Consider the following 17,464-nt stretch of genomic DNA (forward strand, 5'->3'; position numbering starts at 1 on the left):
TCCCCGCCCTCGAAGCGGACCACGGCCTCCAGCCGGATCCGCTCCCGCGCGGCCCTCTCAGCGTCGGTCAAGCCGCCGCCCTGCGCGTACCTCATGCCCCAGGGCTACCGGATCCACAGCCCCACCGTCAGGCGAACAGCCCCGACATCACCCAATCAAGTTCAGTACGGCCGCGTGCAGGTCCTGCGACCAGATGCCTTCGTCCGCCTGGCTACCGGCGACACCTTGCTGTCCTGGTTCATCGAGGTGGACCGGGCCACCGAGAGCCCCCGCCAGCTCGCGGCCAAGTGCCGCCGCTACCGCGCCTACGAGCTCACCGACCTGGAGTACCGGCAGCACGGCGTCTCCCCCGGGGTCGTGTTCGTCGTCCCAACCGAGCACCGAGCCGACCGAATCCGCCGTGTCATCGCCAGCCAACCGCTCGACGCCCGCGGCCTGTTCTGGGTGGCGACCAAGGCCGAGGCCGTCCAGACGCTGATCCGGCCCAAAATCCCGTAGCTCCATTCCAAAGTCCAAATCTGTCCGTAGTTTCATCACCTACGAAAGGAGGCTCTATGGCAAAAACGGCCATACCTATGCCCGACCAAGACAAAGACTTCGACTTCACGAATGAACGCCAGATGGCGCACCTCGATGTGGCGGCCTACTTCTACAAATCCGGCACCATCTGCGCTCGCTGCCTGCGGGATCGGATCATCCCGGCCTGGCCCATCCGGCGGCCGGGTGGCGCCACCACGGAGAACATCCTGGACGAGTATGCCAAGACGCTTGGCTTCGACCGGGACCGGCCGGCCTTCTCCTCGTACAAGTTCCCGCACCGGATGACGTACAGCGAACTCATGGACAGTGACCGCTGCTACGTCTGCCGCCGCAAGTTCTGATGCCCCGCGGGGGCGTCCACCCGGCTGGCTGTTAGCCCGACAGCCGGCCCGGCGGGCGCCTTGCCCGGGGCTGCTTGAGCGCTGAGCCTCAACCCGAAATCAGCGCTTGCACCTTGCATGAAAGGGGGTCAGCCATGTCTGAGCTGACCACCGAGATCCTGCGCGAGATCGCTCCGCAGGGTGTAGCGGGCCTGCTGCCCGCTGCTGTCCAGATCGGCGACCGCGCCGGGGTCATCCTGCGCGAGGTCGACGCCGACCTGGTCGAGCTGTACCACGCCGGCCAGATCACGCCGGTCGTCCTCCAGGAGCTTGAGTTCGAGCCGGTAACCGACCCGGCTGCCCGGGCCGAGGCCCTCCACGAAGCGGTCGAAGCCCTGGCCATCTGCCGCCGCGTGGCGCTGGAGAAGCACGCCGAGCAGCACCAGGCTCACCAGGGCCAGCTCGGCGCCATCCGGCAGTACGCCGTAAACCGGCACGAGGACGGCGACATCTGCCGTGAAGGCCTGGAGGACTTCCTGGCCGCCTTCGACTTCGAGCCGTACATCACCCGAGTCAGGGTCGACTACACGATCTCGGGCTCGTACGAGGTCGAAGGCCACGACGCTGCGTTCGTCGAGGAGGACGCCCAGGGCTACGTCCAGCCCAATCTGTCCAGCCTGGACGACGTGGTGGATGAGTCCTCGACCTTCGAGGTCACCTGCGTCGACGTGACCGAGCTGTAGAGGCCAGCCATGGACCTGCAGCTGCGCATCACGTTCGCTTCTGGCAGCAGCCCGCTCGACATCGAGCTGGCTCGCGTCTGGCTAGCCGAACAGCTCCGGTTCTTCACTGGGCTGGCCATCGCCGGCTACGCCGACGCCGTCCACCCGGTCACCACGTTCGAGATCACCGCGCTGTCGTACGTCGACACCGAGTAGATCGCACCTTTCCACTCTTCATTTCGGGAGCCCGTGCTAACCAGCGCGGGCTCCCTTTCTCATGCCTTCGGGCAGAAAGGACGGCAGCCATGCCTGCCAATGTGGAATCGATGTTCTCCGTCAGGGAGATGCCCTGGCATCGCGAGGGGCTGGTCCTGGACCAGCACCCGCGCACCTGGGCCGAAGCCCGGCAGTTGGCCGGCCTCACTTGGGACCCCATCACCGAGTCGGTCTACGAGCTGGTCGGCGTCGACGGCCACGGGCAACCGCACTACCGGGCCATTGAGGGCTGGCAGCGCATCGCTCGGTCCGACACCTCAGCCACGCTGTGGATCAACCGCGACAGCTACGCCGTGATCGACCACGGCGAGATGGGCGAGATCGTGGAGGCCCTGCTGGCCCAGCCCAACGTGAAGTGGGAAACCGCGGGCGTGCTGGACGAGGGCCGATCGGTCTGGTGCCTGGCGCTGCTCGACGAGCCGATTGTCCTGGCCGGCGACGCCACCACCGTGACGCTGCCGTACATCGGCATCACCAACCGGCACGGCTTGCCAGGCGGCTGCACCGCCCGCTGTACCGCAGTCCGCATCGTCTGCGGCAACACCTTCCGCGCCGCCGAGCTGGAGGGCGACCGCACCGGCACGACGTTCACGTTCATCCACAAGCGCGGCTGGCGCAACCGACTGACCCAGGCCCGCGAAGCCATCACCGGCGCTCGGCGCGAGATTCGCGCCTACGAAGAGCTGGCCACCGAGCTGCTGGGCATCCGCATCACCTCTCAGCAGCGTGAGCTGTTCGTCCGGGAGTTCATCCCCATGCCGCCCGAGGGCCTGGTGACCGACCGCGTCGCTCGGAACGTCGAAGACGCTCGGGCAGCCATCCGCGGCATCTTGGCGTCGCCCACCACCGCGCCGGTGGCGCACACCGCCTACGGGCTGGTGCAAGCCGCTGGCGAGTACCTCGACCACGTCCGGCGGTCCAGAAGCTGGGAAACCAAGCTCAACCGGACCCTCATTAAGCCGGAGCCGCTGAAGGCTCAGGCGCTGAGGCTGGTGCGGGAGGTGGTGGCGGCATAAAGCAACGGCTCCTCGGCGAAAGCCGGGGAGCCACTTCTGTCTTGCCATATTTCATCAAGAGAGTAATCATAAGGAATAGATAGTCATGAGTTCCAAAAAGCGACTTGATAAAGGGCTGCGGAGGCTGAATAAGTTCGAGCGACAGGAAGCAAAGGAGGTTCCGACCGGCGACACGCTGGTGGACTACATCAAGCTACTGTACGAGATGGACCAAGAAGCTAAGCATGCAGCCAAGCTGAGAAAGGACGGTGATGCCAGGTAGCGAACGACAGGTTGAAGATCTCGTTTTCACCACCGAGCCATGGCTGCTGCTAGTCGCTCGGGTGTCAGACTCAATGCAGATCGACGCTCTTCCCGCTCAGAAAAAGCGGCTCCTTGAGTATGCCTCGCGGCAAGCCCGACCTTTTGCCTATGTAGAGTTCGATGAAACCGCCTACAAGGGAGCACGGGCGGTTTTTAGGAAGAAGGTCATAGACCCTATCCTGCGAGCCCGATCACTCGCCATAGTCACCTTCGACAAGATCGACCGCTTTAGTCGGGATTCGTCGAGCGACGAGCGCGCCCTCTTCGGCAATCTGCTAAAGCAAGGGAGGATCGAGCTACACTTCCCGTCCGATAACCTCTTCATCCATCGCGACTCACCCGCTCCAGACTTGTTCCGCCTTGACATTGGCGTGGCTCTTTCTAGCTACTATGCCAGCTCAACCCGCGATAATGTCAAGCGCAAGTTTGAGGAGATGGTCGAGGACCGGGGCGAGTGGATCGCCAAAGCCCCCATCGGCTATCGGAACATCGACACGGGCGTCCATCGAGACGGCCCCAAGAGTCGAACGATCAAAGACATCAAGCCCGATGATAGATCGCGTCACCTCGCGGTCATGGCATTCGAGCTCCGGGCTACAGGGATGTCGTATTCTGCCGTCACCAAAAAGCTCCGGAAAGCTGGCATGGTGTCGTCCGAAAAAGGGCGCCCCATCCCCAAGCGCCAGGTGGAGCATCTGCTGCAGAACCCGTTTTACATGGGCCAAATGCGCTACCGCGGCCGCCTCTATCCACACAAGTACGAGCCCCTGATTCCTCGCTGGCTATGGAAAAAAGTGCAGGAGGTCAACGAGCGCCGTTCCACGGGACGGACGAAGTACGCCTCTAAGGAACATCTTTACCGCGACCGCATTCACTGTGGCATCTGCGGGTACACCGTTTTAACGGATGGCCCCAAGAAGGGCAAGTACTACTACCTTAAGTGCACCGAGTATGGCGGCAAGCATGGCGCTAAGTGGGTCAACGAATGGCAGATCACGGAGCAGGTGGCTTCGAGAGTTTTTGCCAACATTCGTATACCGGACGAGCGAGTTCCGTCACTCCTGAAGGAGCTGGAGCAAGACTCAGAGCAGGAAGCTCGGTTCCATAAGGAGAAGATCCGTCGGCTCCGAGCCGAGCACAGCCGGCTGGATGAGGAGGTGAAGGACATGTTCCGCGATCGGCATCGATTCACCATCCGTCCAGAACTCTTCGATGAGCTAGTCTCCGAGAAGACTGATCGACAGGCTGAGATTGGAGAGCAGATTGATCAAATAGAAAGCAACAATAGCCCTCAATTCCTCAAGTCCGCAAAGGGGCTTGTCAAGCTAGCGAGCCAAGCCCAGGGCCTCTTCCTGAGCGAGGATGTGAGGATGAGCCAGAAGAACAAGCTACTTAGCATTCCACTCTCGAACCTCACATGGGACGGCGAAAATATAGATTTTGAGCTCAAAAAGCCCTATGCAGCTATTTCAAGCTGCCAAGATAATGACAACTGGAGGGCCTTAGTGTCCAAGTTTAGAACTGAGTGTCGTGCGGAGATATTGGCACTGGGGCACGACATCAATTTTCGCGAGCTCACATCTGATATTTAACCCGCCCCACCCGGAGAGGCCGTGATCAGTGAACGCATCCTTCCGGGTGAGGAACCAGCACGGCTAGGATGCAGGCCATTCGCTCATGCTGCGCGAGAGCAAAGCTTGTCGCAGACCTCGTTGGAGAAGAAGTCAAGAGTGGCCGGATAGTCCATCCAGCTGAAGAACTGCCTCCCGAACTACAAGCTCGCCTGGATGAAATCAGACCAAAATGAAGGCTCCCACCTCCTCGCTTCATCCAAACGTTAAGACCATCACTCAACCTCAAAGAAAAAGAGTTGTGCTTACTTAGAGGGGGTGGTGAGTGACGGCCTTAACTGGATATACCATCGCATACGCACAGCATTGACGCAATAGTGAAATATCGCTAGGCGTCAGGCTGGAGCGAAGCGCCGGGCGCGAGGCAGCAATAACAGGCTCCTTTGAACCATTAAACATAAGTAGCTTGACTGGCCCCGGTAAATGCGATGGACAGGCAGGGGCTGCCCCTGTCACAGTGCGTGAATGGACCACGAGAGGCTTCGCCAGAAGCTTGCGCCGGAATCCGTCATGATCACCTTGGTCAGGGCGGGTAGCTTCCTGTCAGCCTACGAGCTGATCAAGTCGGAGATCGTCGAGAAGGTGCACGGCTTCTTCTGGAACGGGTTTCAGGACGGGCACCACACCTACGACGAGGCGCGGTATCAGCAATCGGTGCTGGTCCGAAACCCGAAGAACAGGTACGCCGCCTCCTGTGACTGGCTGGTTGAGATGGGCGCGCTCACGGCTGAGCAGGTCACGACACTCGGCGCCATCCAGAAGCACCGCCACGAGATCGCCCACGAGTTGCCCAAGCTGGTAATCGACCCGGACTTTGAGGTCAGAACGGACCTGCTGCTGGCTGCAGCGGAGGTGGTGCGCCGGCTAGGCGTCTTCTGGGGCTCGATCGAGGCGGACACCAACCCCGACTTCGACGGCACGGAGGTCGACTACGACGGCATCAAGTCAGGGTCGTACCTGCTCATGGAGTACCTGGTCACCATCGCTGGGCTGGCGGGGCAGGAGCAGCCCACCAGTGAGGCCGAACCAGTCTGACAAGCTCCTCCCCGGCGCGGCATGCAGCCCGGCTCTGAAATCCGTTGGCGGAGTGGTGGTCACCTGCCAAGGTGAGCAGATGACGGACAGCACCTTCTACTCCGACCGCACGGGTCACACGGTGCCGCGGGTTGACGAAGAACTTTCGGCATCCGTGTGGCGGGGCCTTGCTGCGCTCATCCAACGCCGGATCAAGGACGGATCGCTCGCCAGAGCCTTCCCTCAGTACGGCTGCACGGATGGGGACAGCTACATCACGGGAACCGACGAGGTGGCGTTCCTGGACTCGCTCGGAGTGCTGGTGCCCAGCCTCACAAGGACCGCCCTGCTTGATCCAGATCACCAGCCTGCCACCCTGGCCATCCTGGACGTCATCGACTTCGTAGCGCTCAACATCGATAAGCCAGCCCGGCGCGCTCACCACAGCTTCATGCAGCACGACCACCTGTTTTTCGATGATCAGCGCGAGGCGGACCCGTACCGGTTCAACACGCCTGCTCTCACTCCGGGGCAGGCTGAGTTCCAGCGGGACATCGAACTGATCTTCGCTCGGAACGGGATCGCGTTCACGCTCGGCGATGATCTTCGCATCCGGCGCCTCGGTCCCCCGGAGTCACGGTCTGTGATCTCAGACTTCAAGCCAGCCACTGGGGACGAGGCGCTGGACGCCAAGCTGACCGAGGCCGTGACCAGGTTTCTGTCTACAAGCCCCAGTGATCGCCAGGATGCGCTGGAGAAGCTGTGGGACGGCTTCGAGCGGCTCAAGACCCTGGAGCTAGGCGGGAAGGACAAGAAGGCGTCCGCGACTCAGCTCCTCGACCGAGCCGCTCACGGCTCTGAGGCGTTCCGCATGGTCCTGGAGCAGGAGTTCAAGGCGCTCACCGAGATCGGCAACAGGTTTACGATCCGACACCACGAGCACGACAAACACCCAGTGCCAGCTGACGCGGCTGTGGACTACCTCTTCGTGCGGATGTTGTCGCTGGTCTCTCAGATCCTTCGGGCAACGGGCCGACTGGCAGCCTGACCCTGGCGGGCCGAGTAGGGGCGCGCCACCTACCCGGCCCGCCAGCAGTGCTCGCTCGCTGCTGGCCGATCAGCTGCTACTCCTGGTCGTCGTCCTCGTGCACACGCCGCCACGTCCGGCGAATCGCGCCCCACGACTCCAGCACGTCCGGAACCTGGTCCAGCACGCCCTTGGCCGCGAAGAGGAAGATGCTCAGCACGCCGGCGCCAGCCAGCAGCGACAGGATGATGGTGGAGTCCACCGGTTCAACGCTCCCTTGGAACGGGTGGTCGAACCGGCAGGCACAGGGCAGGCTCAGTCCGACCACAGTGATGTGGTCTGGACTGAATCCCTATACCCGACTACCAGGAGACTCAGCGGCAAAGCTGGTGGAGCAACCGGCACAAACTGATCGTGCCTACGACTTGATCTGCCACACACTGCCTTCGCACGTCTTGAGAGGATCCGGCGCCCGCTGTCGGTGGCGGGACGGAACGTCGACACGACCCCGACTGGCTCAACCATCTGATTGGCCCGGAGGGGTAGGGCAGCCGCAAGGTCGGACTTCCGCCCTGCGTGGGCTACACGAGGACCCTAACAACATCGCTGCCCCGGCCGCCAAGGGATTTTCGGGGGTGCAGGACGGCCAAGGAGCGTGCCCCGGGAACACGCGCCCCAGGGCGTACGCCATCCTCCCGGTTGGCCGGCTCGCTGAGGACAGTGCCCACCTGTGGCTATGGGTGACCAACGCCGACCTGTTCCGGCAGATCAAGGTCATGGAGGCCTGGGGCTTCCAGTACCGAAGCTGCTTGACCTGGATCAAGCCCCGCTTTGGGCTCGGACAGTACCTACGCAACCAGACCGAGCACCTGCTGCTCGGCATCCGCGGTAGGGCCCCCATCCAGTTCCAGGGTCAAGGGGTCCTGGTTGTACGCCCCGCTCCAAGATCTCAGCCACAAGTCCGAGGAGCAGTACGCCGTCATCGAGCGGTGCTCCCCCGGCCCGTACCTGGAGCTGTTCGCCCGCCGCCGCCAACCCGGCTGGGGCGTCTGGGGCAACGAGGTGACGTGCAATGTAGCGCTGTAGCCCCACACCGGTGAAGGTCATGCCCTGCGGACAAGTCCGCGAGGCATGGCCGCCGAAAGCTGCTGTCGAGCTCCATAGCCACAGCAGGGACAGACTCTGGCAATTTGATAAAAACTATCATAATCTAAAGATATTAATGAGGGCAATGCCCGAATGAAACATCGCTCCGCTAATTCCTCAGCAGACGACCCTCGTCGCATGACGCATGAGACCCAGGTGCAGATGAAGGACTTCATTCGCACCTCGACGGCCAACCAGGGCTTGCCCGAGAAAATTACAGATCAGGCGGCGCTGCGCGAAGCAGCCCGGTTCGTCAAAGGCCGCGGCTGACGCTAGACCTTCCAGATAATCTCGATCCGACTGGTATCGAAGATCCACCGCTTGTAGCGATACTTCCCGCCAGCTGATTTCACGATCACCTTGTCGATGACTAGCCCAATGATCTGGCGCCGCCAACCAAGGTCCGGCATGTTAGCCCACGCGTCGCGCAGCGGGGTGTCAATCGGCACCGCCACCAGCGAACGCTTTGCGCTCAGCTTCTCAAGCCGCTTCGTGACACTGTTCAGGCTGGCTTCCGCCGCTTCCTTAGCCAACATGAACTGGTCACGGCCGAGGTTGTCAGGGTTGTCGCCGTAGTAATCCGCAATGAGGGCGTCCAGTCGCTGCCGTTTCGCCTGGTGCTCGGCTAGGGCCTCACCCAGCCCATCTGCAGCATCCTCCGTCTCCGCCAGCGCGCGGGCGAACTCCTCGCTGTCGAAGCGATACAGTATCGCCTCGGTTACGAAGTCCTCCAACGGTTCCGCCAGACGGGATATACGACCGCACGCTCGCTGCGATCCGGCGCTATCAAACTTCTTACACCGATAGCGGGGCTTAGGAGCGTCTCCGCCGGGATCACAACTCCGTTTCCCGTACATCCTCTTCCCGCATATGCCACAGAAGGCGAAGCCACTCAGCAGGTACTTGTACGGATCGCCCCGGCTATGGATGAAGCGCTTATATGCCTTCAGGGCAATCTGGAGCTCTTCCCACTCCTCGGGTGTGACGAATCCGTCCCAGCAAGCGTCATACAGCGTGCCATGGTGCTCCCGCTTCCCCATATAGCGAGGCCAGCTCAGCATCCTGACTATGGTCTGACGCTCCCATCGCCTGCCCTTGACGGTTGGGATCTCACGGGCGTTGAGGTCAACCGCAATCGACGCCAATGACTCGCCCTGGATGACCCGTCGGCGTATTTCCAGCCAGATCGCTCGCTCGTGCGGGATGTGCGTGATGCCGTCTGGCTCGAACCCGTACGCCCGCGAGCCGCCGTTCGGCAGCCCGTGGCGAGCTTGAGCAGCCTTCTTGCTGCGGACTCGGTCCGAGATGTTGTCGCTCTCGCCGGCCGCCGTGTTCACGGCGTCGCGGATGGCCTTACGGCCGACGCTGGTGCGCAGGTCGTAGTAGCCACCGCGGGTGGTGACGATGGTGTGCAGGCTGGTCTTCTTTGACCAGACCAGGTCGATGAGGGCCTCAGCTTCGAGTGGCTTACGAAACAGGCGGGTGACCTCGACGCACAGGATGATGTCGACGCCGCTGGCGCGGACCAGCGCCATGAGCTTCTCGAAGTCCTCGCGCTCCTCGCTGCTGTAGGAGGAGGCCGAGATGTCGTTGTCATCGAAGCTGGCGACGTGCAGCCAGTCGGGCCTCGACAGGCGGAAGACCGCGCACTCATCGAGCTGGATGGCAACGTTCTCGCCGCGAGCAGCCGGGTCTTTGGCGTCGTCATCCGACAGCCGCGCGTAGTCAGCGACGCGTTGGAGTGAGTGCGGACCTGCCAGAACTTGGACGCTGGGCATAAGAGCATGCCTCGTTATGTCCGAATTGTACCATCCGACAGGTCCCTTTGCCAGCACTCGCCTGGGCGAGCGTCCGCGCGCTCTGGCGGCTGCGGGAGGTGCCCTCGGCCGCGGCGGCCCTCGCCGCCGTGCTGGACGGCTCGGTGGCTCTGCTCGGCCGCGCCCTGCTCACCCCGCTCGGCCCGGATCGCGCCGAAGCCGGGACCGGGGCGGGGGCCACAGGCGCACCACGGGACCGGGACAGGCCGACGGGCGGCCGGTTCCCCGTGGCGAGGAACCGGCCGCCCGTCGGTTGAGCGGGCGGCGGGCGATCAGGCCCAGCTGGAGTGCAGCGGCTTGCCCTCGGCGTAGCCGGCCGCGCTCTGGATGCCGACCACGGCCTTCTCGTGGAACTCCTCCAGGCTGGAGGCGCCCGCGTAGGTGCAGGAGCTGCGCACGCCGGCGACGATCGAGTCGATGACGTCCTCGACGCCCGGGCGGGCCGGGTCGACGAACATCCGCGAGTGCGAGATGCCCTCCTCGAAGAGCGCCTTGCGGGCGCGGTCGTAGGCGGAGTCCTGCGACGTGCGGTTGCTCACCGCGCGCGCCGAGGCCATGCCGAAGCTCTCCTTGTACTGGCGGCCGTCGGCGGTGGTCTGGAGGTCGCCCGGGGCCTCGTACGTCCCGGCGAACCAGGAGCCGATCATCACGTTGGACGCGCCGGCGGCCAGCGCCATCGCGACGTCGCGCGGGTGGCGGACGCCGCCGTCGGCCCAGACGTGCTTGCCGAGCCGGCGGGCCTCGGCGGCGCACTCCAGGACGGCGGAGAACTGCGGGCGGCCGACGCCGGTCATCATCCGGGTGGTGCACATGGCGCCGGGGCCGACACCGACCTTGAGGATGTCGGCGCCCGCCTCGACCAGGTCGCGGACACCGGCGGCGGAGACCACGTTGCCGGCCACGATCGGGATCTGCGGGTCGAGCCCGCGCACCGCGCGCAGTGCGCTGATCATCGACTCCTGGTGGCCGTGCGCCGTGTCGACCACCAGGACGTCGGCACCGGCCTCGACCAGGGCCTTGGCCTTGCCGGCCACGTCGCCGTTGATGCCGACGGTGGCGGCGACCCGCAGGTGGCCCTGCGCGTCGACGGCCGGGGTGTAGAGGGTGGCGCGCAGCGCGTTCTTGCGGGTCAGGATGCCGACCAGGCTGCCCTCGGCGTCGACCACCGGGGCGAGCTTGCGGTGCGCCCCGCTCAGCTTGTCGAAGGCGGCGCGCGGGTCGATGCCGTCCTCCAGCAGCAGCAGGTCGCGGGACATCACGTCGGCGAGGCTGGTGAAACGGTCGACGCCCTGGCAGTCGGAGTCGGTGACCACGCCGATCGGCTTGCCGTCCTCGACCACGACCAGCGCGCCGTGCGCGCGCTTGTGCAGCAGCGAGAGGGCCTCGGCGACGGTGGCGCCCGGGGCGAGGGTGAGGGCGGTGTCGTGCACCAGGTGGCGCTGCTTGACCCAGCCGATGACGTCGGCGATCACCTCGGTCGGGATGTCCTGCGGGATGGCGACCAGGCCGCCGCGGCGGGCGACGGTCTCGGCCATCCGGCGGCCGGCGATGGCGGTCATGTTGGCCACCACCAGCGGGATGGTGGTTCCGGTGCCGTCGTTCGAGGAGAGGTCGACACCCTGCCGGGAGCCCACGGCGGAGCGGCTGGGGACCATGAAGACGTCGTCGTACGTGAGGTCGTACGAGGGCTTGAGGTCGTTCAGGAAGCGCATGTAAAAGGGCTCTCTGGCTGGGAGAAGGTACACCTCGGGTGCGGTTGCGGCGAGGCCGCCGGGCGCACTCGGGCGCCCGGCACCCAACGTTCGATTCTCCGCTACCCCGGGATCAAAAGCCAGTTCGGGTGCGATTGCTGGCACAGTGCACAACACGTGATCACCGGAGCCGTCCCGGGCTTGGACGTTCCTCCAAGTGATCGCCTTTTCGCCCCGGCCAGGGCCGCTCCCGTAGCATTCACGCGGTAACGGCGAGGCAATCCAGGAAAGCGGCAGCGGGCATCATGACGGCGGGCGTGGACATCGAGCAGGACATCGAGCAGGGCGGCGGCCCGGCGGCCACCGAGGAGGAGATCGACTACGGTCCCGGCCTCGACCCCGAGCGGCTGCGGCTCTGCCTCGACGTGATCGCCGAGCTGGACGAACTGCACGTCGACCACCCGGACGCGATCACCGTCCGCCAGGCGGTCGGCGGCATATTCCGTACGCTCAAGCAGCGCCGCCGCCAGGAGACCCGGGCCCGCAAGACCGCCAACGACCGCGAGGTCACCGCGCGCACCGCCACCGGCGCACCGAGCCGGATCGACGACGAGACGGCCGGCGCCTTCGGCCTGACCACCGTCACCACCACCGAGATCGCCGGCATCCTGGAGCGCCCCCGCTCCTGCTACACCTGCAAGCAGCGGTACGTCGAGGTGGACGCCTTCTACCACAACCTCTGCCAGAGCTGCGCGGTGAAGAACCGCGCCCGCCGCGACGCCCGCGCCGACCTCACCGGCAAGCGCGCGCTGCTCACCGGCGGCCGGGCCAAGATCGGTATGTACATCGCGCTGATGCTGCTCCGCGACGGCGCGCACACCACCATCACGACCCGCTTCCCCAACGACGCCATCCGCCGCTTCACCGCGATGCCGGACAGCGCCGACTGGCTGCACCGTCTGAAGATCATCGGCATCGACCTGCGCGACCCTGCCCAGGTCATGGCACTGGCCGACGAGGTCGCCGCCGACGGCCCGCTGGACATCCTGATCAACAACGCCGCGCAGACCGTGCGCCGCCCGCCGGAGTCGTACCGCGAGCTGGTCAACGCCGAGTCCGCGCCGCTGCCGGCCGGCATGCTCCCGCAGTCCACCACGATCGGCCGCTTCGGCAGCGGCAGCGTCGACCTGCCCGCGCTGCCCGCCCAGGCGAGCGGCGGCGGCGAGCGGATCTCCGCCGAGGACGTCACCTCCCTCGCCCTGGTCACCGGCTCCGCCACGCCCGCCCGGATCGAGGCCGGTACCGCGATCGACGCCGGCGGCCTGGTGCCCGACCTCGCGCCCACCAACAGCTGGGTGCAGACCGTCAACGAGGTCGGCCCGGTGGAGCTGCTGGAGGTCCAGCTCTGCAACTCCACCGCGCCGTTCATCCTGATCAGCCGGCTGCGCCCGGCGATGGCCGCCTCGGCGTCCCGTCGCAAGTACGTGGTCAACGTCTCCGCGATGGAGGGCGTCTTCACCCGCGGTTACAAGGGCGCCGGCCACCCGCACACCAACATGGCCAAGGCCGCGCTGAACATGCTCACCCGCACCAGCGCGCAGGAGATGTTCGAGTCCGACGGCATCCTGATGACCGCCGTCGACACCGGCTGGATCACCGACGAGCGTCCGCACCCGGACAAGATGCGCCTGGCCGACGAGGGCTTCCACGCCCCGCTCGACCTGGTCGACGGCGCGGCCCGGGTCTACGACCCGATCGTCCGCGGCGAGCAGGGCGAGGACCTCTACGGCTGCTTCCTCAAGGACTTCGACCGCGCCGCCTGGTAGACCCCGCGAACGGAGAACCGAGTTGACCACCGCACCGCTGATCGGCGCCGGCGTGATCGTGCCCACCGGGGACGGCCGGGTCCTGCTCGGCCGCCGGATCACCGCCGGCGAGCCGCCCACCTGGAGCCTGCCCGGCGGCAAGGTGGACGACCCGGGCGAGTCCTTCGAGCAGGCCGCCGCACGCGAACTCGCCGAGGAGACCGGCATCGTGCTGCCGGCCGCCGCCATGCGGGTGCTCGCCGTGCTGCTCGACCACGAGCTCGGCCGCCCCCGGCTCACCGCGGCCGTGCTCGCCCCGCCGAGCCTGGCCGCCGCCGTGGTCACCGAGCCGCACGCCTGCGCCGGCTGGGAGCGGGTCGCGCTCGACGCCCTGCCCGAGCCGATGTTCTACCCGTCCGCCCTGGTCCTCGGCAGCTGGCTGCCGGACCTGGCCGCCGTCCGGCGCGCCGGGACGCACGCCTACCCCGTCACCCGCAGTGCGCAGGTGACGGGGTAGGGCGCGCGACCGGTCAGCCGTTGCGGACGGCCTCCGGGCCGGTGATCCGCTTCAGCAGCGGCAGCGTCGAGGCGATGATGCCCAGCGAGGCCGCCAGTCCGAGCGCCACCAGGACGAAGTACACCGTGCCCGGCGACACCAGGTCGTACTCCATCTGCGACTTGAGGAACATCACGGACGCCGCGAAACCGGTTCCGGTCGCGATCGCGGCCACCACCACCAGCGGCAGCGCGCTCTCCAGAGCGATCACCCGCTGCAGCAGGCGCAGCGGCGCGCCGGTCAGCCGCAGCATCGCGAACGGCCGCTTGCGGTCGGACAGGAGACCACGGCCCTGGTCTCCGGTCCCCCGCTGAGGGCGCCCCGGTTCTCGTTGACGGTGCCGATGATGCAGACCGTCGCCGTGGTGACGAAGAGGGCGAGAACGAGGCCTGCGACGGATCGGAAGCCCGCCTTCGGGTCGTCGGCGAGGCGCCGGACGGCGATCAGCGTGGCCGGGCGGCTGGTGCGCCGGACGGCGATCAGCGTGGCCGGGCGGCTGGTGCGCCGGGCGACGCCCCGGGCGGCGGCCATGGTGAGCCAGGGGCCCGCGATCACCAGACCGAGCGTAGCTGGCGAGAACAGGGCGCCGACCTGGGGGAACAGTGATGTCGCGGACGGGTTCGAAGCAGGCAGTGGGCCCCGGGCGGGCGTGAGCGGGAGGCGGCCACACGCCCGCCCCCCGCTCCACACGGGCGGCCCGACAAGCCCCCACAGCGAGTCGGACCCGCCGCGTCCCGGCACATGGAGGACGCGGCCACGGCCAGCCTGCCCCACGCGGCCCACCCCTGCCGAGGGCCGAACGTCCCGGTCCTGCCACCTCCCGGCGCCGATCGCGCCCCCGGCCCGGGAACGCCACCGGGCCGTCAGGGCCCGTACCGGGCGGGCGCGGTGGTGCGAGCGCGCACGGCTCTTGTGCGCGGGCCGGGGCGGGGGGAGATTGGGAGCCGGAGCCCGGCGGACGATCCCGGCCGGGCGCCCGGAGCACCGCTGCGACCCACCACCCGAGGAGCACGCATCGTGTCCAGCACTCCCGGCCCGGTCCCGGTCCGGCCCGCGTCGCTGCCGCGGCGGGCCGGACGGCAGCTGCGGCGGGCCTTCGGCACCCACCCCGATCCCATGGTCCGGCCGCTGGACCGGTCGCGCAGCCGGGCGTGGTGTGCGGCCGGGCTGGGGCTGCTCCTCGGCCTGGCCGCCGCCGTCGGCGGCGCGCTGCTCGGCTACCAGGCCGTCGGGCGGGACGCCGACGCGAGCCTGGCACGGCTGCGCCAGGTCGACGCCGTGGTGACCGCCACCGACCGGCACGTGGCCGCGGTGGGCAGCCGGGCGGCGAGCGGTTACCAGGGCCGGGTGGCCGCCGAGGCCACCTGGACCGCGCCCGACGGGCAGCCGCGCACCGGCACCGTCGAGGTGCACCGGACGGCCGTCGTCGGAGCCACCGTCACCATCTGGGTGGACGAGGCCGGTCTGGTGACCGATCCCCCGGCCACCCGGACCGGCGTGGCGATCGAGGCGGTCTGTGTGGGCCTCGCGGGCTTCACCGTCCTCGGAGTGGCCGTCGCCGGGGCCCTCGCCCTGTGGCTGCGGGCCCTCGACCGGCGGGCCGACCGCACCTGGCAGCGCTCCTGGAGCAGGCTCGAACCGCTCTGGAGCGGCCGTACCAGCCACAGCCCGGCGGAGCGCAGGAGGACTGACGGGCGGCGGCCCCGGGGGCGCCCGACGGTGCCTCAGGACACGCCGTCCGGGCCGGTCCAGGCCGGGGCCGGGTGGCCGCTGGAGGCGCGACCGGTGACGGCGGCGACGGCGACGACCAGGGCCAGCGCGAGGGCGAGCGCGGTCGGCACGTCGGCGTTCAGGACGAGTGCGGCGCCGAGGAAGGCCCCGGCGAACATCCAGCCGGCCGAGGCCAACCGGCGCGGGCCGGCCCGGTCGGCGGCCAGGCCGGTCAGGGCCATGGTGAGCACCGTGGTGGTGAGGTCGGGGACCTTGAGGGACCGGACGACGGCGTTCTGCCACCCCATCGCGAGCCCGAGCAGGCCGGTCAGCACGTAGCGGACCGGCTCGGCGGTGTGACCGGCCAGCGCCGCCACGGCGGTGGCGACGGCCAGCAGCACCGCCTGGACGACGGCGGAGACCACCAGCAGCCGGCCCCGGTGGCCGGGCAGGCGCTCGCTGAGCCGGCCGCCCGCGAACGCGCCCGCCAGGAAGGCGCCCAGCGCGGCGAGCGAGGCGGTCACGGAGAAACCGGCCGCACCCGCCAGGGCGAAGCCCAGGAAGACGACGTTGCCCGTCATGTTCGCGACGAAGACATGGCCGAGGGCGAGGTAACTCACCGCGTCCACCAGCCCCGTGACGACGGTGAGCACCAGCAGCATCGACACCAGCGGGCCGTGGCGGGGGTCGTTCCACACAGCTGTCCTCCTCCGGTTCGGGCGTCCCGGTGGTTGGTCGCCGGCACTGCGTCCGTTCTACGCCCGTCCGCCCGCCCGGGGCACGCCGAACCCCCGCCGTGGCCCGGTCCGGGTCGGACGGGGGGTGTGGGCGGGGGGTGGGCGGGAATGTGGACCGGCCCCGGCCCCGGCACTCGGGCCGGGGCCGGGGCACAGCGCGGCAGTTCGCCGTCAGCAGTCCTTGAGCGTGGCGCAGAGCGGCGCGTCCATGGCCTTGGCCACCTCGGCGTCGGCCGGGCCGGCCCAGGGGACCTTGGGCTGGGCACCGGCCTTGGCGGTGGCCCAGAGCGCCAGCTCGTTCACCGTGCCGTCGGGGGCCGTCAGGTAGGTGTGCAGGACGACGGTCGTGCCGCCGGGCTGCGGGACGGTCACCGTCGCGGCGACGTACGTCGCGTCCTCGGGGCTGGTCACCTTGACCGTCGCACCGGGGGCGGTCCTCGCGCAGTCCTTCAGCTCGTCACGGAGGTCGCGGAAGACCGCGTGCGCGCTCTGCGCGACGCCGCTGCTGGGGCGCGGGTCGCCCTGGTACAGCAGGGTCTGCTGGGCCTGCCACTGGTCGGCGCCGCCCGCGCCGAGCAACGCCTGCGCGGCGGCCTGGCCGGCACCGAGGCTCTCGTTGTCCTTGGAGAGCGTGGAGTGGCAGAGTTCCTGGAGCTTGAAGACCGGCGCGCCGCCGACGGCCTTGGCGCTGCTCGCGGGAGCCGTCCAGTGGTGGACCGAGTCCAGTGGGACGGCCCGCGGGTTGATCCAGGCGCCGGCCGGGATGTCCCGGGCCCCGGGAGCGGCCGCCGACGGCTTGGCGGAGCCGCTCGACGGTGCCGTGGCGGGGCCGGTGGCCGGCGCGGCGGTGGAGCCGGTGGCCGGACCGGTGGCGGCCTTGCTCGGACCGACGTTCTGCTCCGCACCGTCGTCCGGCCCGCAGGCGCTCAGCGCGCCGAGACAGACGAGTGCGGCGGCCGTGGCGACGGCCGTCCTGGTGGTACGCAACTGACTGTTCCTTCCCCCGATGTCGTGATGCGCCGACGCGGGCCCCGAAGTCGGGCCGGCCGGTGATCCACCCCCGTGGTCCGAGCGGTGGTCAGCTCGCGTGTCGACGGCGTCGAAACCTAGTGCGAATGAATGGCGTCATGCAAACAGCCGAACCATCCGACGG

The 17,464-nt window shown here is 67.5% G+C and carries 21 protein-coding genes and 1 pseudogene; 15 read left to right on the plus strand and 7 right to left on the minus strand.

Features of this window, described 5'->3' with window-relative positions; translation table 11 throughout:
* The first annotated feature begins 174 nt into the window (after positions 1 to 174).
* From AB0J08_RS23560 to AB0J08_RS23600, 9 genes are all read left to right on the plus strand, one after another.
* Complete coding sequence (locus AB0J08_RS23560; RefSeq protein WP_360637567.1) at positions 175 to 498, plus strand: replication-relaxation family protein; 324 nt, start codon at positions 175 to 177, stop codon at positions 496 to 498.
* Between the two features lie 122 nt (positions 499 to 620).
* Entirely contained in the window at positions 621 to 881 is a 261-nt protein-coding gene (locus AB0J08_RS23565) for a hypothetical protein (protein ID WP_360637570.1), read from the plus strand.
* A 134-nt stretch (positions 882 to 1,015) separates the two neighbouring features.
* Complete coding sequence (locus AB0J08_RS23570) at positions 1,016 to 1,603, plus strand: hypothetical protein (protein ID WP_360637573.1); 588 nt, start codon at positions 1,016 to 1,018, stop codon at positions 1,601 to 1,603.
* A gap of 9 nt (positions 1,604 to 1,612) precedes the next feature.
* Positions 1,613 to 1,798 (plus strand): hypothetical protein, encoded by a 186-nt coding sequence (locus AB0J08_RS23575; RefSeq protein WP_360637576.1) that lies wholly within the window; start codon positions 1,613 to 1,615, stop codon positions 1,796 to 1,798.
* An 89-nt stretch (positions 1,799 to 1,887) separates the two neighbouring features.
* Entirely contained in the window at positions 1,888 to 2,874 is a 987-nt protein-coding gene (locus tag AB0J08_RS23580) for a DUF932 domain-containing protein (protein ID WP_360637579.1), read from the plus strand.
* 85 nt (positions 2,875 to 2,959) lie between these two features.
* Entirely contained in the window at positions 2,960 to 3,136 is a 177-nt protein-coding gene (locus AB0J08_RS23585; RefSeq protein WP_360637582.1) for a hypothetical protein, read from the plus strand.
* Positions 3,126 to 4,769, plus strand: coding sequence for a recombinase family protein (locus tag AB0J08_RS23590; RefSeq protein WP_360637585.1), 1,644 nt, complete (start codon positions 3,126 to 3,128; stop codon positions 4,767 to 4,769). Before AB0J08_RS23585 ends, AB0J08_RS23590 begins: the two co-directional genes overlap by 11 nt.
* A gap of 504 nt (positions 4,770 to 5,273) precedes the next feature.
* Positions 5,274 to 5,843: a hypothetical protein gene (locus AB0J08_RS23595; RefSeq protein ID WP_360637588.1), complete on the plus strand. Its 570-nt coding sequence runs from the start codon at positions 5,274 to 5,276 to the stop codon at positions 5,841 to 5,843.
* Between the two features lie 79 nt (positions 5,844 to 5,922).
* A complete protein-coding gene (locus AB0J08_RS23600; RefSeq protein ID WP_360637591.1) occupies positions 5,923 to 6,870 on the plus strand; it encodes a hypothetical protein in 948 nt (315 codons plus the stop codon).
* 76 nt (positions 6,871 to 6,946) lie between these two features.
* Here the strand turns inward: AB0J08_RS23600 and AB0J08_RS23605 are convergent, their stop codons facing one another.
* Entirely contained in the window at positions 6,947 to 7,111 is a 165-nt protein-coding gene (locus tag AB0J08_RS23605) for a hypothetical protein (RefSeq protein ID WP_360637594.1), read from the minus strand.
* A 70-nt stretch (positions 7,112 to 7,181) separates the two neighbouring features.
* Between AB0J08_RS23605 and AB0J08_RS23610 the strand changes: the two are divergent.
* From AB0J08_RS23610 to AB0J08_RS23620, 3 genes and pseudogenes are all read left to right on the plus strand, one after another.
* Positions 7,182 to 7,688 (plus strand): annotated as a pseudogene (locus tag AB0J08_RS23610) (MT-A70 family methyltransferase); the annotation flags it as partial.
* Between the two features lie 88 nt (positions 7,689 to 7,776).
* Entirely contained in the window at positions 7,777 to 7,935 is a 159-nt protein-coding gene (locus AB0J08_RS23615) for an MT-A70 family methyltransferase (protein WP_360637597.1), read from the plus strand.
* Positions 7,936 to 8,133: 198 nt separating this feature from the next.
* Entirely contained in the window at positions 8,134 to 8,265 is a 132-nt protein-coding gene (locus AB0J08_RS23620; protein ID WP_360637600.1) for a hypothetical protein, read from the plus strand.
* Positions 8,266 to 8,267: 2 nt separating this feature from the next.
* Here AB0J08_RS23620 and AB0J08_RS23625 read toward each other — a convergent pair whose 3' ends face one another.
* Positions 8,268 to 9,773, minus strand: coding sequence for a recombinase family protein (locus AB0J08_RS23625; RefSeq protein ID WP_360637603.1), 1,506 nt, complete (start codon positions 9,771 to 9,773; stop codon positions 8,268 to 8,270).
* A 47-nt stretch (positions 9,774 to 9,820) separates the two neighbouring features.
* On the opposite strand from AB0J08_RS23625, the gene AB0J08_RS23630 reads away from it, so the two are divergent.
* Positions 9,821 to 10,069: a hypothetical protein gene (locus tag AB0J08_RS23630; RefSeq protein WP_360637606.1), complete on the plus strand. Its 249-nt coding sequence runs from the start codon at positions 9,821 to 9,823 to the stop codon at positions 10,067 to 10,069.
* A 15-nt stretch (positions 10,070 to 10,084) separates the two neighbouring features.
* Here the strand turns inward: AB0J08_RS23630 and AB0J08_RS23635 are convergent, their stop codons facing one another.
* Entirely contained in the window at positions 10,085 to 11,524 is a 1,440-nt protein-coding gene (locus tag AB0J08_RS23635) for a GuaB1 family IMP dehydrogenase-related protein (protein WP_360637608.1), read from the minus strand.
* Positions 11,525 to 11,826: 302 nt separating this feature from the next.
* On the opposite strand from AB0J08_RS23635, the gene AB0J08_RS23640 reads away from it, so the two are divergent.
* Both AB0J08_RS23640 and AB0J08_RS23645 read left to right on the plus strand, forming a co-directional pair.
* Positions 11,827 to 13,329, plus strand: a complete 1,503-nt coding sequence (locus AB0J08_RS23640; protein WP_360637770.1) for an SDR family NAD(P)-dependent oxidoreductase — start codon at positions 11,827 to 11,829, stop codon at positions 13,327 to 13,329.
* Between the two features lie 22 nt (positions 13,330 to 13,351).
* Complete coding sequence (locus AB0J08_RS23645; RefSeq protein ID WP_360637611.1) at positions 13,352 to 13,825, plus strand: NUDIX domain-containing protein; 474 nt, start codon at positions 13,352 to 13,354, stop codon at positions 13,823 to 13,825.
* A gap of 13 nt (positions 13,826 to 13,838) precedes the next feature.
* Here AB0J08_RS23645 and AB0J08_RS23650 read toward each other — a convergent pair whose 3' ends face one another.
* The 4 genes from AB0J08_RS23650 to AB0J08_RS23665 all read right to left on the minus strand — a co-directional run bounded on the left by AB0J08_RS23650 (position 13,839) and on the right by AB0J08_RS23665 (position 17,298).
* Positions 13,839 to 14,117 carry a hypothetical protein gene (locus AB0J08_RS23650; protein ID WP_360637614.1) on the minus strand — a complete coding sequence of 93 codons (279 nt, stop codon included), beginning with the start codon at positions 14,115 to 14,117 and terminating at the stop codon, positions 13,839 to 13,841.
* On the minus strand, positions 14,105 to 14,419 hold the full coding sequence (locus AB0J08_RS23655) for a hypothetical protein (protein ID WP_360637617.1): 315 nt from the start codon (positions 14,417 to 14,419) through the stop codon (positions 14,105 to 14,107). Before AB0J08_RS23655 ends, AB0J08_RS23650 begins: the two co-directional genes overlap by 13 nt.
* Before the next feature lie 1,169 nt (positions 14,420 to 15,588).
* The gene (locus AB0J08_RS23660) at positions 15,589 to 16,236 is read right to left on the minus strand and encodes a YoaK family protein (protein ID WP_360637773.1); all 648 of its coding nucleotides are present in this window, start codon (positions 16,234 to 16,236) and stop codon (positions 15,589 to 15,591) included.
* Between the two features lie 246 nt (positions 16,237 to 16,482).
* Positions 16,483 to 17,298 carry a hypothetical protein gene (locus tag AB0J08_RS23665; protein ID WP_360637620.1) on the minus strand — a complete coding sequence of 272 codons (816 nt, stop codon included), beginning with the start codon at positions 17,296 to 17,298 and terminating at the stop codon, positions 16,483 to 16,485.
* Positions 17,299 to 17,464: the final 166 nt, after the last annotated feature.

The organism is Kitasatospora sp. NPDC050463 (assembly GCF_040655255.1).
Lineage (GTDB): Bacteria > Actinomycetota > Actinomycetes > Streptomycetales > Streptomycetaceae > Kitasatospora.

Bases quoted from the DNA above. Each gene is read 5' to 3' on its own strand.
- AB0J08_RS23565 (WP_360637570.1), top strand. From the start codon at position 621: ATGGCGCACCTCGATGTGGCGGCCTACTTCTACAAATCCGGCACCATC.
- AB0J08_RS23570 (WP_360637573.1), top strand. From the start codon at position 1,016: ATGTCTGAGCTGACCACCGAGATCCTGCGCGAGATCGCTCCGCAGGGT.
- AB0J08_RS23575 (WP_360637576.1), top strand. From the start codon at position 1,613: ATGGACCTGCAGCTGCGCATCACGTTCGCTTCTGGCAGCAGCCCGCTC.
- AB0J08_RS23580 (WP_360637579.1), top strand. From the start codon at position 1,888: ATGCCTGCCAATGTGGAATCGATGTTCTCCGTCAGGGAGATGCCCTGG.
- AB0J08_RS23585 (WP_360637582.1), top strand. From the start codon at position 2,960: ATGAGTTCCAAAAAGCGACTTGATAAAGGGCTGCGGAGGCTGAATAAG.
- AB0J08_RS23590 (WP_360637585.1), top strand. From the start codon at position 3,126: ATGCCAGGTAGCGAACGACAGGTTGAAGATCTCGTTTTCACCACCGAG.
- AB0J08_RS23595 (WP_360637588.1), top strand. From the start codon at position 5,274: ATGGACCACGAGAGGCTTCGCCAGAAGCTTGCGCCGGAATCCGTCATG.
- AB0J08_RS23600 (WP_360637591.1), top strand. From the start codon at position 5,923: ATGACGGACAGCACCTTCTACTCCGACCGCACGGGTCACACGGTGCCG.
- AB0J08_RS23620 (WP_360637600.1), top strand. From the start codon at position 8,134: ATGACGCATGAGACCCAGGTGCAGATGAAGGACTTCATTCGCACCTCG.
- AB0J08_RS23625 (WP_360637603.1), bottom strand. From the start codon at position 9,773: ATGCCCAGCGTCCAAGTTCTGGCAGGTCCGCACTCACTCCAACGCGTC.
- AB0J08_RS23635 (WP_360637608.1), bottom strand. From the start codon at position 11,524: ATGCGCTTCCTGAACGACCTCAAGCCCTCGTACGACCTCACGTACGAC.
- AB0J08_RS23650 (WP_360637614.1), bottom strand. From the start codon at position 14,117: ATGCTGCGGCTGACCGGCGCGCCGCTGCGCCTGCTGCAGCGGGTGATC.
- AB0J08_RS23660 (WP_360637773.1), bottom strand. From the start codon at position 16,236: ATGCTGCTGGTGCTCACCGTCGTCACGGGGCTGGTGGACGCGGTGAGT.